We start from the raw sequence: 13,118 nt of genomic DNA, 5'->3' as shown, positions 1-13,118 counted from the left end.
CCGACCAGCGAGGTGATCAGCATCAGCACCACCACCTTGGGCTTGGTCAGCTCCAGGTAGTCGCGCCAGCCAGCGCGCTGCCGCCCTTGGCTCAGAACTGTCGCCACGTGTCGTTCCTCAGATGATGGGAAACGCCGCCAGACGTGATCGGCCGCAGGCGCCAGCCCAGGCCGACACGCACCTTGTCGACCACCCGAATGCGGTAGTTCACCAGCACCATGGCCAGCAGCAGCAGGGCGCCCCCGGCGTTGTGCGCCACAGCCACCCCCAGCGGCAGGTGCAGCAGCACGTTGCTGATCCCCAACCCCACCTGCAGCGCCAGGGCAGCAAGCACCAGCCGGGCCAGGCCGGACAGGCCAGTGCGGTGCAGCTTCCAGCTCAGCATCAACAGCACTGCCACGACCATCAATGCACCCAGGCGATGGCTGATATGGATGGCCGTACGCGCATCACTGTCGAGCTGCCCACCCAGGTAGTTGGGGCCGACGTGCTGGGTGAGATGGAAACCGTTGCTGAAGTCTGCCGCAGGCCACCATTGACCATGGCAGGTCGGCAAGTCGATGCAGGCGACTGCCGCGTAGTTGGCACTCACCCACCCGCCCAGGGCGATCTGCCCAATCACCACCAGCAGTGCCAGCGCAGCTACCCGACGCAGACTCAACGGCAGCTTGGGCGGTGGCGCAAAGGCCCGGGATAGACGCAGGGATAACAGGAACAGCAAGCTCAGGGTGGTGAAGCCTCCGAGTAGGTGCGCCGTGACCACCTGCGGCCAGAGTTTGAGGGTCACCGTCCACATGCCGAACGCTGCCTGTGCCAGCACCACGGCCAGCAGCAGCACCGGCAACCGGTAGGGGCCACCGTCGCGGCCATGACGACGTACCGCACCTATCGCCAGCCAAGCGATGACCAGCGCCAGGGTGCCGGCAAAATAACGATGCACCATTTCCGCCCAGCCCTTGGCTTCTTCCACTGGATGCTCGGGGAAGTGCAACTCGGCATGGGCCAGTTGCGCATCGGTCTTGGGCACGCCGATGAAGCCATAGCAGCCGGGCCAGTCGGGGCAGCCGAGGCCGGCGTGAGTCAGGCGCGTGTAGGCGCCGAGCAGCACGACGACCAGTGCCAGCAGGGTGGCGAACACAGCGAGTCGGTAACCGGGTCTGGCCATGCTGGCCTCCTAGCCGATGTTGGACAGCTTGAGCAGGTGGCGCAGGTCGTCGAGCACATGCTTGCCCTTGACCTTGGCGTCGTAGCGCAGCACCAGGTTGCCGTGGGGATCGACGATCCACAGTTGCGCGCCGGGCTCGACGACCTTTGTGCGATAGCGGTCGGCATCCAGCGGATAGCGCTGCAGTTGCGGATACTCGCGCTCGAGCAGCGCCTGGTAGTCGCCAATCACGGGCGTCGCGATTGCCAGCGCATGGCTGGCGCGGCTGGCATCGCGGCCAAGGCCGACCTGGATCTGTCGGGCGAGGTAGACCAGTTGCTGGCAGTCCTCGGTGCAGGCATCGGGCGTGCTGACCAGCAGTTGCCAGCGCTCGTCCTGAGCCTGGATGCCGATATCGGCGCGGCTTTGGCCATTGCCGATCATCACGCCATGGTAGCTGCGTCCCTCCGGCACCCAGAAGTTGAGCTTGTACATGCTGGTGGCGAGGATCATCGGACCGAGGGTCACCAGCAGGATCAGGATCAGTTGCAAGCGCCCGCGGGTGCGGGACTTGCGCCCTTCAGGCACGTCCAGTGGACTCGTGGCGGCGGCCATGGCGTTTCTCCTTGTTGTCGTTGTGCCAGCCGAAATACAGGTACAGCAGCACCAGCGCCGTGCTCAGGGCGAACCACTGCACGGCATAGCCGAGGTGTTTTTCCGGGCCCATGGCAACGACCGGCCAATCCAGCCGATAGCTGGCAGGGCCTGGTTCCAGGCGCAGTTCATGGGCGAAGCCTTCGCGCGCCAGTTGCTGCCAGAGTTGCGCGGGATCGACAGCGGTCAGCAGATGCGGCCACTGGCCGCCAGGCGGGTCGGGGTGCAGCTGAAAGCTGCTGCCTGGCGGCACATAGACCGTGGCCTGCAACGCCAGGTGCTGGGCCGGGGTGTCGAAACGCACAGGCACGCGGCGGTCCGGCCAGGGCAACCAGCCGCGATTGACCAGCAACCACTGGCCACTGGCCTGGTCGTGGAAGGGTTGCAGCAGCTCGACACCGGCCTGCCCGTCGCGCAGGCGGTTGTCCAGCAGCAGGCTGTGCTCGGGGTCGAACTGACCGAACAGGCGCACGCGGTAGAAGGCCGGGTCAGGCAGTTGCACAAGCTGCGCCACGGCCACCGGCGCCTCGATGCGCCGCTCGGCGTAGCTGTCGAGCAGTTGGCGCTTTTCTTCGGCCCGGCGCAGTTGCCAGCAGCCAAGCGCGATCAGCCCCGGCAGCAGCGCGAACACCACCAGGGTCGGGACCAGCCCTGGGCGAAATGGCCTCACCGCGGCCTCGCCCTGTCGATCGCTATACTTGTCCACATCACTGCATCCCCCCGGAGTTTCGCCATGCTCAAGGCCGCGATTGTCCTGATGCTGTTGGCCACTATCGCCAGCCTGTTCAGTGGCCTGGTGTTCCTGGTCAAGGACGATGACCAGTCGACCCGCTTGCTCAAGGCCTTGACCGTGCGCGTGATCCTGGCCGCCCTCACCGTCGGCCTGGTGGCCTGGGGTTTCATCAGCGGGCAGCTGGTTTCGCACGCGCCGTTCTGAATTACCCCACCCACAGGGCCCACCTTGCGGCTAAAGCACATACACAAAGATGAACAACCCCACCCACACCACATCCACGAAGTGCCAGTACCAGCTGGCCGCCTCGAACCCGAAATGCTTGTCCGGATTGAAATGCCCGCGCAGCACGCGCACGAACATCACGATCAGGATCAAGGTGCCGAGCGTGACGTGCGCACCATGAAAACCGGTGAGCATGAAGAAGGTCGCACCGTAGATTCCCGAGCCCAGGGTCAGGCCAAGGTGCACGTAGGCCTCGTAGTATTCGTAGGCCTGCAGAGCCAGGAACGATAGCCCCAGCAGGATGGTCAGCCCCAGCCACAGTTTCAGCGCACCGCGATGGCCCTTGCGCAGGGCATGGTGGGCGATGGTGATGGTGACGCTGGAGCTGACCAGCAGGAGGGTGTTGATCAGCGGCAGGTGCCAGGGGTTGATGATGTCCTTGGGCGGCGGGAACAGCTTCGGATCGGGCGTGTGCAGCAACGGCCAGACGAACTCGAAGCTGGGCCACAGCATGTGCGTCACGCCCTTGGCACCTTCGCCGCCGATCCAGGGTCCGGCCAGCACCCGCACATAGAACAGCGCCCCGAAGAAGGCCATGAAGAACATCACCTCCGAGAAGATGAACCAGCTCATGCCCCAGCGGAACGAGCGGTCCATCTGCGCGCTGTACAGCCCGGCGTGGCTCTCCTTGACCACCGCACCGAACCAGCCGAACAACATGTAGGCCAGAAACAGCGCACCGACGAAGAAGATCAGCGGCCCGTGGGATTCCGGATGTCCGGCCTTGAGGTCGTTGAACCAGGTACCCAGGCCGAACACCGTGATGAACAGCCCGATAGTGGCGATGATCGGCCACTTGCTCTGCGCCGGAACGTAGTAGTGCTCATGACTTGCCATTGCTGTTCTCCTTCCCTCAGCGGGCGCCCTGAACGTCCTGTACCGCGGCATGGGCGACCGGCGGGTGACGCGCAGTGATGTCGAACAAGGTGTAGGCCAGGGTCAGGTGCTTCACATTGCCCGGCAGGTCGCGGTCGACGATGAAGCGCACCGGCATCTCGATGCGCTCGCCGGGCTGCAGCACCTGCTGGGTGAAACAGAAGCACTCGGTCTTGTGGAAATACGCGGCCGCTTCGGCCGGGGTGATGCTAGGAACGGCCTGCGCACTCATCGGCCGGTCGGTCGGGTTGTGCGCGACGAACACCATCTGATTCACCGCACCCGGATTCACCTCGAGCTGGTCAGCGGTGGAGTAGAAGTCCCAGACCATGTCGCTGGCGTTGGTCGACATGAACTGCACCCGCACCGTGCGCGAGGGGTCGCTGACCTGGCTGCCCTCGTACTGCCCGCCCGTCTTGCCGTTGATACCAAAGGCCTTGCACATCACGTCGTAGATCGGCACCAGGGCAAAGCCGAAGGCGAACATCACCACCGTCAGCATCAACAGGCGCAGCACCAGGCGTTTGAGCGACAGGCCAGTCATCGCGTCAGCCTCCTATTTCACTTCCGGCGGGGTCTGGAAGGTGTGGTAGGGCGCGGGCGAAGGCACCGACCACTCCAGCCCGTCGGCGCCATCCCAGGGCTTGGCCGGAGCCGGCTCGCCGCCGCGGATGCACTTGATGACGATGAACAGGAAGAAGATCTGCGTGGCGCCGAACATGAACGCACCGATGGAGGAGATCATGTTGAAGTCGGCGAACTGCAGGTTGTAGTCCGGAATCCGTCGCGGCATCCCGGCCAGCCCAACGAAATGCATGGGGAAGAAGGCCAGGTTCATGCCCACGAACGACAGCCAGAAATGCAGCTTGGCCAGGGTTTCGTCGTACATGTGCCCGGTCCATTTCGGCAGCCAGTAGTAGGCCGAAGCGAAGATCCCGAAGATCGCGCCGGGCACCAGCACGTAGTGGAAGTGGGCGACCACGAAATAGGTGTCGTGGTACTGGAAGTCCGCCGGGGCGATAGCCAGCATCAACCCGGAGAAGCCGCCGATGGTGAACAGGATGACGAAGGCGATGGCGAACAGCATCGGCGCCTCGAAGGTCATCGCGCCCTGCCACATGGTGCTGACCCAGTTGAACACCTTCACCCCGGTGGGCACGGCGATCAGCATGGTCGCGTACATGAAGAACAGTTCGCCCACCACCGGGATGCCGACCACGAACATGTGGTGTGCCCAGACGATGAACGACAGGAAGGCGATCGCGCCGGTGGCATAGACCATCGAGGTGTAGCCGAACAGCGGCTTGCGCGAGAACGCCGGGATGATCGAGCTGACCGCGCCGAAGGCCGGCAAGATCATGATGTACACCTCCGGATGGCCGAAGAACCAGAACACGTGCTGGAACAGCACCGGATCGCCGCCACCCGCCGCGCTGAAGAAGCTGGTGCCGAAGTGGATGTCCATCAGCATCATCGTGACCACGCCGGCCAGCACCGGCATCACCGCGATCAGCAGGAAGGCGGTGATCAGCCAGGTCCAGACGAACAGCGGCATCTTCATCAGGGTCATGCCCGGGGCGCGCAGGTTGAGGATGGTGGCGATGACGTTGATCGCGCCCATGATCGAACTGATACCCATCAGGTGGATGGCGAAGATGAAGAAGGTCACGCTGGCCGGCGCATAGGTGGTCGACAGCGGCGCATAGAAGGTCCAACCGAAGTTCGGCCCGCCGCCGGGGCTGAACAGGGTCGAGACCAGCAGCAGGAAGGCCGCCGGCAGCAGCCAGAAGCTGAAGTTGTTCATCCGTGGCAGGGCCATGTCCGGAGCGCCGATCATCAGCGGAATCATCCAGTTGGCCAGGCCGACGAACGCCGGCATCACCGCGCCGAACACCATGATCAGCCCGTGCATGGTGGTCATCTGGTTGAAGAACGCCGGCTCCACGATCTGCAGGCCCGGCTGGAACAGCTCGGCGCGGATCACCATGGCGAACGAGCCGCCAAGCAGGAACATGGCGAAGCTGAACCACAGGTACATCGTGCCGATGTCCTTGTGGTTGGTGGTCAGTACCCAGCGCATCAGGCCCTTGGCCGGACCATGCGCATGGTCATGGCCGTGCTCGTCGATCACTGCACTCATGTCCTGTCTCCTGCAATCCGCTGATTGCCACGGCTAACCCGGTTCATTGCGCGTCCGCCTGCTTGAGCGCCAGCACGTCCTTCGGCGTGACCATGTCACCCTTGTTGTTGCCCCAGGCGTTGCGTTCGTAGGTGACCACCGCGGCGATATCGACCTCCGACAGTTGCTTGCCAAACGCCGCCATGGCGGTGCCGGGCTTGCCATGGAAGACGATGCCCAGGTGGGCTTCCTTGGGCCCGGTGGCGATCTTCGAGCCCTTGAGCGCCGGGAACATCGGCGGCAAGCCCTGGCCTTCGGCCTGGTGACAGGCCACGCAGGTGGTGTGGTAGACCTTGTCGCCGCGCTCGACCAGCTCTTCGAGCGTCCACTCCTTGCTGGTCAGCTCCTTGAGCTTGGCCGCTTCGGCCTTGCGCTCGCCGAGCCAGGTGTCGTAGTCGGCCTTGGACTTCACTTCGACCACCACGGGCATGAAGCCGTGGTCCTTGCCGCACAGCTCGGTGCACTGGCCGCGGTAGATGCCCGGCTTCTCGATGCGCGTCCAGGCTTCGTTGACGAAGCCGGGAATGGCGTCACGCTTGACCGCAAAGGCCGGCACCCACCAGGAATGGATGACGTCGGCGGCGGTCACCAGGAAACGCACCTTGGCCCCGACCGGCAGCACCAGCGGCTGATCGACCTCGAGCAGGTAATGCTCGTCCTTGGGCGCCTGGTTGCGGATCTGATCGGAAGGGGTGGCGAGGTTGCTGAAGAATTCGACGTCCTGGCCCAGGTACTTGTAGTGCCATTTCCACTGGTAGCCGGTGACCTGGATATCGATGTCCGACTCGCTGGCGTCGTAGATGTCGATCAGGGTCTTGGTGGCCGGGATGGCCATGGCGACGAGGATGAGGAACGGGACGACCGTCCACATGATCTCGACCCAGGTGTGCTCGTGGAAATGCGCAGGCTGCTGCCCGGTGGAACGGCGGTGGATGACCATCGACCAGAACATCGCGCCGAACACCACGACGCCGATGACCACGCAGATCCAGAAGATGGTCATGTGCAGGTCGAACACGGCGTGGGAGACTTCCGTCGCCCCCGGAGACATGTTCACGGTCCAGGCAGCGTGTGCCTGACCGAACACCGTCCACAACAGGAGGCCCATCCAGACATGTGGATGTCGCATCATTGCGGGTTCCCCTTATCGTTCTTGTAGTCCCGGAGGCATGGACGACGTTTTCTACGACATAAGGGGGGGAACGGGGGTCAAGACTGCCTGGCTTCGACGACCGAGCCCCCTGCAAACGGCAGTCGGGCCTCATCAACGAATCACGTTCAAGCGGAGTATAGACAGCGGCCAATGGCACGCAACGCGTGATGTGAAAACAGCTTCACGCACTGGCTGAAATTGCTGAAAGGATTATTCCAGAGCGTTCGGGGCACAATAGTGGCACATTGATATAACCCAGCGGAACAAGTGCCTTGTTGTTATAACAAATGCGTCTTAGCAATCTACGCAGCCGAGCTAACTTAGTGTCTTCCGTTTGTAACGCCTTGTCCCTGGAGTTGTCATGAACATCGCAGCTGTACGCGAGCAGATCGAACACGCCCATCAACATGAGAGCCGCACAGGCCAACTGAAGCAACGCCTCGAACAACAACTGCCTCACCTGCATCCTTCGATCCAACTGCCCCCGCAGGACGCCCAGGGTACCTTGACGCGCTTCGTCCGGGCCTACATCGACCAGGTTCCGGAATTGCTCGAAGCGGCCAACGCCGTCGCCCGCGAGGCCGGCATCGAGTCGCAGATCAAGCCGGTGCTGAAAATCGCCGAAGCCTATTTCCTGCAGCCCCCGGAGGTGATGCAGGGACACGTGGGCCTGGATTGCCTCCTCGATGAAGCCTATCTGGCCCATCGTCTGGTCGAGGAGGTCAACGACCTGTATATCCGCCACTTCCAGCAGCCGCTGATTCCGGTGGACACCACCGTGGCCAACCTCATCGCCCACCAGTTGATCGGCGAGGACTTCGCCAACCAGCTGGATGAAGTGGTGCATCACTCGGTCGAAGAAATGCTCGATGACGAAAGCTTTGCCGTGGAGTCGGTCGAAGCCTATCGCAACACCCTCAGCAGCCCCGAGACCGGCGCAGCCTGGAAGCGCTGGCCGTGCCTGTCACGCCAATTGAGCGTGGAACTGGCGCTGTAACACGACGATTCGATCATTGACGGGGCACAATGCGCCCCTCGATGGTTGCGGGCGCTTTCGGATCGTTCGCCAATAGTGGCAAAATGCCTCAACCCCTTGTTTGAGGCATGGATGCTGAAGCCCTCCCTTTTTTCCCTGCGCCAGGCGCTGTTCGGCCTTTCAGTCGTACTGATCGCGTTGCTCGACCCCTTCGGTATCGCCAGCTCGACCGACGATGCCTCGTCGCGCTGGCTCAACCGCCTGTTGGCAGCTACCTACGCCGACAAGGGCCAGCAACAGGTCGTGGTGGTCTTGATCGACGATGACTACCTGCTGCGCAACGACACCTACTGGCCGCTGCCGTACAACGAGCAGAGCAAGCTGTTCAAACGCCTGCTGGCCTATGAGCCGGCGGCGGTGTTCGTCGACCTGCTCTACAGCCACGACCACTCGCGTGAAATCCCCGGGCAGCCCCCGCGCATGGAAAGCCAGCTGCTGGCCAACGTGTTCGAACGCTATCGCCAGCAGGATATCCCGCTGTACGTGGCCGATACCGGCCTGCCGCGGGCAAGCGAAGGCGCGGTCAACACCCTGCCGCGCCTGGCCGAGGTCAGTGCACCTGCGCTGGTGAGCTGGAGCGACTTCGGCAACCAGTACCCGCTCGCCGTGAAGACGCCCTTGGGCACGCTGGAAACTCCGGCCCTGCGGCTCTACCGCGACTATTGCCGCCACCAGGCATGCACAGACCTGCCCGCAGACCCTGCCAGCGCTGCCGAGCTTGCTCCGATGACCGTGCAATGGGGCGTGTACCGCTCGCCCGAGCAGGAAAAGGTCGCCGATGTCAGCACCTGCGATATTCCGGGATTGTTCGAGCAACTGAAGCAGGCGGTGTTCTGGAAGCTGGGCAAACAGGCACGGGCGACCTGCGCGTACACCCTGACGCTGTCGCCTACCGACCTTGAGGTCACCGACCCGGACGACCGCAAGCTGCTCGAATCACTGCTGCGCGGGAAGCTGGTCCTGGTCGGCGCGCAGATCGCTGGCACCGGCGACCTCACCCAATCTGCGCTGCACGGCAAGATTCCCGGCGTCTACTGGCATGCCATGGCCCTGGACAACCTGATCAACTGGGGCATGAACTACTACCGGGCCACGCCCAGCCTCGCCGACCTCGGCATTCCGGCAGGCTCCGTCGATGTACTGGATATCCTCGAACTGCTCCTGCTGGGCGGCATCACCCTGCTCAAGGGCAGCCTGGACGCCCCGCTGTTCACCCGCGCGCTGTTCATCCAACGGCGTCGCCCAAGGCTGCGGCCACTGGCTGCCTGGGCCCTGGTACTCGCCGCCATCGTCCTGCTCAGTTGCGGGCTTTGGCACTACAACTACACGCCGGCCAACGTGCTCGGCCTGTTGCTGTTGTCGCTCACGTTGTTCAGCGCAAGGATCCAGGCCCTGTTCGCCAACAGGGCCTGACACCCGGAATTTCTCTATCAAAGGACCCCAGAGATGATCAAGAGCTCCCTATTGCTGCTGTCGCTGCTGGTCAGCCAGAGCGTGATGGCCACCCCCGAGCCGGTAGTCGAAGCCTGGCTGCGCAAGTCGGTGGCAGTGCTGGACGACCAGGGTAAATCGCTGCGCCAGGTCGACAGCAGCAGCCTGCCAAAAGCGCCCAAGGTGCTGCAGTACAACAAGGAGCTGGACATCATCCAGGTAGGCCTGCCCGAGGGCAACGTCTGGATGGACACCATGGCGGTACGGGTAAATCCGCCGTTGAACATCGTCAAGTTCCCCTGCCAGACCCTGCAAAGCGGCTATTCCGACGACCACCAGAACAACTCGACCATCGGCTACGGCGCCGGGTGCAAGAAATGAGTGCGGGCAAGCTCAAGGGCGTCGCTGCCGCCCTGTCGCTGGCAATGCTTGGCGGCTGCAACACGCTCAACGGGGCCAACGACGCCTTGCAGAACCTGGTCGGCCCCTCGACCCAGTCGCGGCTGGACGGGCGTTATGTCGATCATCAGGACGTGCGTTCGTATTATCGGCTCGACCCACAGAAAACCCAGCAACTGCGCTTGAGCTTCGACGGCCGGGCGATTCCCGCCGACGAGATCCGCCAGCAGAACCTGGTGCGCATCCCGGCCCTGGAAAGCTACCTGCAAGGTATCGTCAACCGCCTGGCCAAAGGCTGGCCGGGGCAGGCACCGAACCTGCAGGTACGCATCGTCGACAGCTACGCCTTCGGCCCCTCGGCCGACCCCTACGGCAACCTGTTCGTGCCGCTGGGCATGCTCGACAACGTCGAGAGCGAGGATGAAATCGCGGCCATGCTCGGCCACGAGATGAGCCATGTGCTGCTGCGCCATCATGATCGTCGCGCAGCGTTCCAGGAGCAGAAACAGTTGCTCACCAACATCACCACCACGGTGGTGATCGCAACCGTGGCAAAGAATACCGGACGCAACAAGCAGACCGGCGCGCTGTTCAGCAAGGACCCGGTGGGTACGCAGAAGGCCATCGGCAATACCGTGCTCTACACCTCGCTGGCCAACAGCTTCTCGGACAATGTCTGGAGCACCGCCTGGGGCCGCACCCAGGAAGACCAGGCCGACCTGCTCGGCGCCGACCTGATGATCCGCGCCGGCTACGCGCCGCGGGCTTCGAGCGTCAGCCTGCAACGCCTGGAAGACTTCCAGGGCAAGCAGAAGCCTTTGCTCGCAAGCTTCCTGCAAGAGCGCCAGACGGCGATGACCGACTCGCTGAAAAAGCTCGACCTCAACCGCACCACCCAGGAACTGCAGACCCTGCTCAACCAGGGCTTGGGCACGGCATTGAACGCCACCGGCCAGTACCTGACCCGCTCGCACATGTCGCCGATCCAGCGAGACGAAGAGCTGCGCCAGTATCTGGAACGCGAATACCAGCAACAGACCCAGGCGCGGGTAAACCGTCGCACCTGGCCGCAGGTGCGCGATTCGGCGACGGTGCAGCGTTCGCTGCAGGCTTACCGGGACGCCTACGCAGCCACCGCTGCACTGGAGCAGAAGAAGACCCGCGAAGCCGAGGCCTTCGTCAGCCGTGCGCTGGCGTCTCCTGTCGGTAACCAGCCAGGCATCCGGCGTGCGGCTTTCGCCGTGCATTCGGCGCAGGGCAACGGCCGCGCGGCCCTCGCCGACCTGCAGGGCATCCAGGACTGGTCGCTGGCAAGCCCGATGGTCTATGACTTGATCATCGGTCATCACCTGCGCAACCGCGATCCGCAGGCAGCGCTAGGGATGATCGACAAGGCCGAACAGAACCTGGGCTCGGAGGAGTTGTTCATCACCGAGAAGCTGCTGGCCAATCGTCAACTCCAGGCCGATGACCAGGTAAAGCAGGTACTGCGCAAATGCGAGCAGTACCCCAGCCGTAAAGAAGGCTGCCGCAAGCTGGTGCCCAAGTCGGCCTGAGACTTGGGCACACGATGCCTCAGACCTGCGCGCTGCGTCGCAAGCGGCCCTCGATACGCCGCTTGAGCCCGCGCTGCTCGATGGACAGACGTGAGCCGGCGGCGCGGCTCGCGCGCCCCCAGTCCTCGAGCAGCTCCAGCACCGAATGGTCGATGTAGCTCAGGTTCGCCAGCGGTACATGCAGATGCGTCCCGGCAGGCACGCTTTCCAGCACCTGGGTCAGGGCAGGCACCTTGAGGAAGGTGGCCGCACCGCTCAGGCGCAGCTCCATGTGCCCCTGGCGCGGCAGCTCGACCAGGTTGATCTTGAGGCGCGCCGCCTTGAACGCCAGCTTGAGCAAGGTCAGGGCAAAGCCCAGCAACACGCCGGTCAGCAGGTCGGTGAAGATGATCGCCAGCGCCGTGGCGGCGTAGGTGAACATCGGCATCCGGCCATAGCGCCCGAGGCCGCGGAAGGCCTTGAAATCGACCAGCTTGATACCGGTGTACACCAGCACGCCTGCCAGGCTTGCCACCGGAATCTGCTGCAGCACGCTGCTCAGCACCACCACGAACGCCAGCAACCACAGGCCATGCAGGATCGCCGAGGCGCGAGTCTTTGCACCGGCCTGAACGTTGGCCGAACTGCGCACGATCACGCCAGTCATCGGCAATGCCCCCAGCACACCGCACAGCATGTTGCCGATACCTTGCGCCGACAGCTCCCGGTCGAAATCCGAACGCTGGCCGTTGTGCATGCGATCCACCGCCGCAGCCGACAGCAGCGTCTCGGCGCTGGCGATGAAGGCCAGGGCGAAGGCGGCCACCAGTAAGGTTGGATCGGCCAGTTTGAGCAGGTCATCCGGACGGATCCAGTCAATCGCCTCCGACAGGTCCGCAGGCACCTGCACACGGTTGACCGGCAGCGCCAGCCAGATGCTGATCGCGGTCATCGTCGCCACGCCCAGCAAGGCACCGGGGATGAAGCGCAGGCGCTGCGGGCGCCAGCGTTCCCAGCCCCACATCATCGCGATGGTGCCCAGGCCCAAAGCGCCGGCCTGCCAGCCATTGCCGGCGGCTTCAAACGGCAATGCCGAGGCCAGGGTCGCGGGGAAGCCCAGCAGGTTCTCGACCCCCGAGGGCTGTGGCGCGCTGTCGAACATGACATGCACCTGCGACAGCACGATCAGCACGCCGATACCGGCCAGCATGCCGTACACCACCGCCGGTGCAGTGACGCGAAACCAGCAGCCCAGGCGCAGCCGCCCGGCCAGCAACTGCAACAGGCCTGCCAGCAGCAGGATCGGCCCGAGCATGGCCACGCCATGCTGGCGCACCAGCTCGAACACCAACACCGCCAGGCCCGCGGCCGGGCCGCTCACCTGCAGGGGCGAGCCGGCCAGAAAGCCCACGACGACGCCACCGATGATCCCGGTGATCAGCCCTTTGGCGGGCGGCATGCCCGAGGCGATCGCGATGCCCATGCACAGCGGCAGGGCCACCAGGAACACCACGACCGAAGCCAGCAACTCTCGCGGCAAGGCCGCTTTTATCTGTGTCATGTTCACCATAACGCTCCTTTTCTGATTCACGGCCATTCCACTGGCCGACGGCACGGGGATCCCTGAATCGCGCGCAGGCGCGGGCCGCCAGCAGGATTGCCGGCAAGTAGGTCAGGGAAATTCAAGGCAGCA

13 protein-coding genes and 1 pseudogene are annotated in these 13,118 nt (G+C 63.8%); 5 read left to right on the top strand and 9 right to left on the bottom strand.

Annotation, left to right across the window (positions count from 1 at the left end; all coding sequences use genetic code 11):
* The 4 genes and pseudogenes from VA602_RS12550 to VA602_RS12535 form a co-directional block, all read right to left on the bottom strand.
* A pseudogene (locus VA602_RS12550) lies at positions 1 to 107 on the bottom strand (heme o synthase); the annotation flags it as partial.
* Entirely contained in the window at positions 92 to 1,165 is a 1,074-nt protein-coding gene (locus VA602_RS12545; protein ID WP_323453351.1) for a COX15/CtaA family protein, read from the bottom strand. The pseudogene VA602_RS12550 and the gene VA602_RS12545, both read right to left, overlap by 16 nt.
* 9 nt (positions 1,166 to 1,174) lie before the next feature.
* On the bottom strand, positions 1,175 to 1,759 hold the full coding sequence (locus VA602_RS12540) for a hypothetical protein (RefSeq protein WP_323453350.1): 585 nt from the start codon (positions 1,757 to 1,759) through the stop codon (positions 1,175 to 1,177).
* Positions 1,725 to 2,468, bottom strand: coding sequence for an SURF1 family protein (locus tag VA602_RS12535; RefSeq protein ID WP_323453352.1), 744 nt, complete (start codon positions 2,466 to 2,468; stop codon positions 1,725 to 1,727). The genes VA602_RS12540 and VA602_RS12535 overlap by 35 nt, the downstream gene beginning before the upstream one ends.
* Before the next feature lie 63 nt (positions 2,469 to 2,531).
* Between VA602_RS12535 and VA602_RS12530 the strand changes: the two genes are divergently transcribed.
* Complete coding sequence (locus VA602_RS12530; RefSeq protein WP_065864688.1) at positions 2,532 to 2,735, top strand: twin transmembrane helix small protein; 204 nt, start codon at positions 2,532 to 2,534, stop codon at positions 2,733 to 2,735.
* Positions 2,736 to 2,765: 30 nt separating this feature from the next.
* On the opposite strand, the gene VA602_RS12525 is transcribed toward VA602_RS12530, so the two are convergent.
* The 4 genes from VA602_RS12525 to coxB are packed head-to-tail and all read right to left on the bottom strand — an operon-like array spanning position 2,766 to position 7,003.
* Positions 2,766 to 3,653, bottom strand: coding sequence for a cytochrome c oxidase subunit 3 (locus tag VA602_RS12525; protein ID WP_054893371.1), 888 nt, complete (start codon positions 3,651 to 3,653; stop codon positions 2,766 to 2,768).
* Between the two features lie 16 nt (positions 3,654 to 3,669).
* Positions 3,670 to 4,236 (bottom strand): cytochrome c oxidase assembly protein, encoded by a 567-nt coding sequence (locus tag VA602_RS12520; protein WP_063541984.1) that lies wholly within the window; start codon positions 4,234 to 4,236, stop codon positions 3,670 to 3,672.
* A gap of 12 nt (positions 4,237 to 4,248) precedes the next feature.
* On the bottom strand, positions 4,249 to 5,832 hold the full coding sequence (ctaD, locus tag VA602_RS12515) for a cytochrome c oxidase subunit I (RefSeq protein ID WP_112897050.1): 1,584 nt from the start codon (positions 5,830 to 5,832) through the stop codon (positions 4,249 to 4,251).
* A gap of 43 nt (positions 5,833 to 5,875) precedes the next feature.
* Positions 5,876 to 7,003, bottom strand: a complete 1,128-nt coding sequence (gene coxB, locus VA602_RS12510) for a cytochrome c oxidase subunit II (RefSeq protein WP_323453349.1) — start codon at positions 7,001 to 7,003, stop codon at positions 5,876 to 5,878.
* A gap of 382 nt (positions 7,004 to 7,385) precedes the next feature.
* Between coxB and VA602_RS12505 the strand changes: the two genes are divergently transcribed.
* From VA602_RS12505 to VA602_RS12490, 4 genes are all read left to right on the top strand, one after another.
* Positions 7,386 to 8,021, top strand: a complete 636-nt coding sequence (locus VA602_RS12505; RefSeq protein WP_054893375.1) for a hypothetical protein — start codon at positions 7,386 to 7,388, stop codon at positions 8,019 to 8,021.
* Between the two features lie 111 nt (positions 8,022 to 8,132).
* A complete protein-coding gene (locus VA602_RS12500; protein WP_323453348.1) occupies positions 8,133 to 9,473 on the top strand; it encodes a CHASE2 domain-containing protein in 1,341 nt (446 codons plus the stop codon).
* Positions 9,474 to 9,506: 33 nt separating this feature from the next.
* Positions 9,507 to 9,872 (top strand): hypothetical protein, encoded by a 366-nt coding sequence (locus VA602_RS12495; RefSeq protein ID WP_054893377.1) that lies wholly within the window; start codon positions 9,507 to 9,509, stop codon positions 9,870 to 9,872.
* Positions 9,869 to 11,446, top strand: coding sequence for a M48 family metallopeptidase (locus VA602_RS12490; RefSeq protein WP_323453347.1), 1,578 nt, complete (start codon positions 9,869 to 9,871; stop codon positions 11,444 to 11,446). The genes VA602_RS12495 and VA602_RS12490 overlap by 4 nt, the downstream gene beginning before the upstream one ends.
* A 19-nt stretch (positions 11,447 to 11,465) precedes the next feature.
* On the opposite strand, the gene VA602_RS12485 is transcribed toward VA602_RS12490, so the two are convergent.
* Positions 11,466 to 12,995 (bottom strand): SulP family inorganic anion transporter, encoded by a 1,530-nt coding sequence (locus VA602_RS12485; RefSeq protein ID WP_323453346.1) that lies wholly within the window; start codon positions 12,993 to 12,995, stop codon positions 11,466 to 11,468.
* Positions 12,996 to 13,118: the final 123 nt, after the last annotated feature.

The organism is Pseudomonas machongensis (assembly GCF_034961125.1).
Classification (GTDB): domain Bacteria; phylum Pseudomonadota; class Gammaproteobacteria; order Pseudomonadales; family Pseudomonadaceae; genus Aquipseudomonas; species Aquipseudomonas machongensis.
Note: the sequence above shows the minus strand (reverse complement) of the source record. Positions and strands in the feature narration are given on the sequence as shown.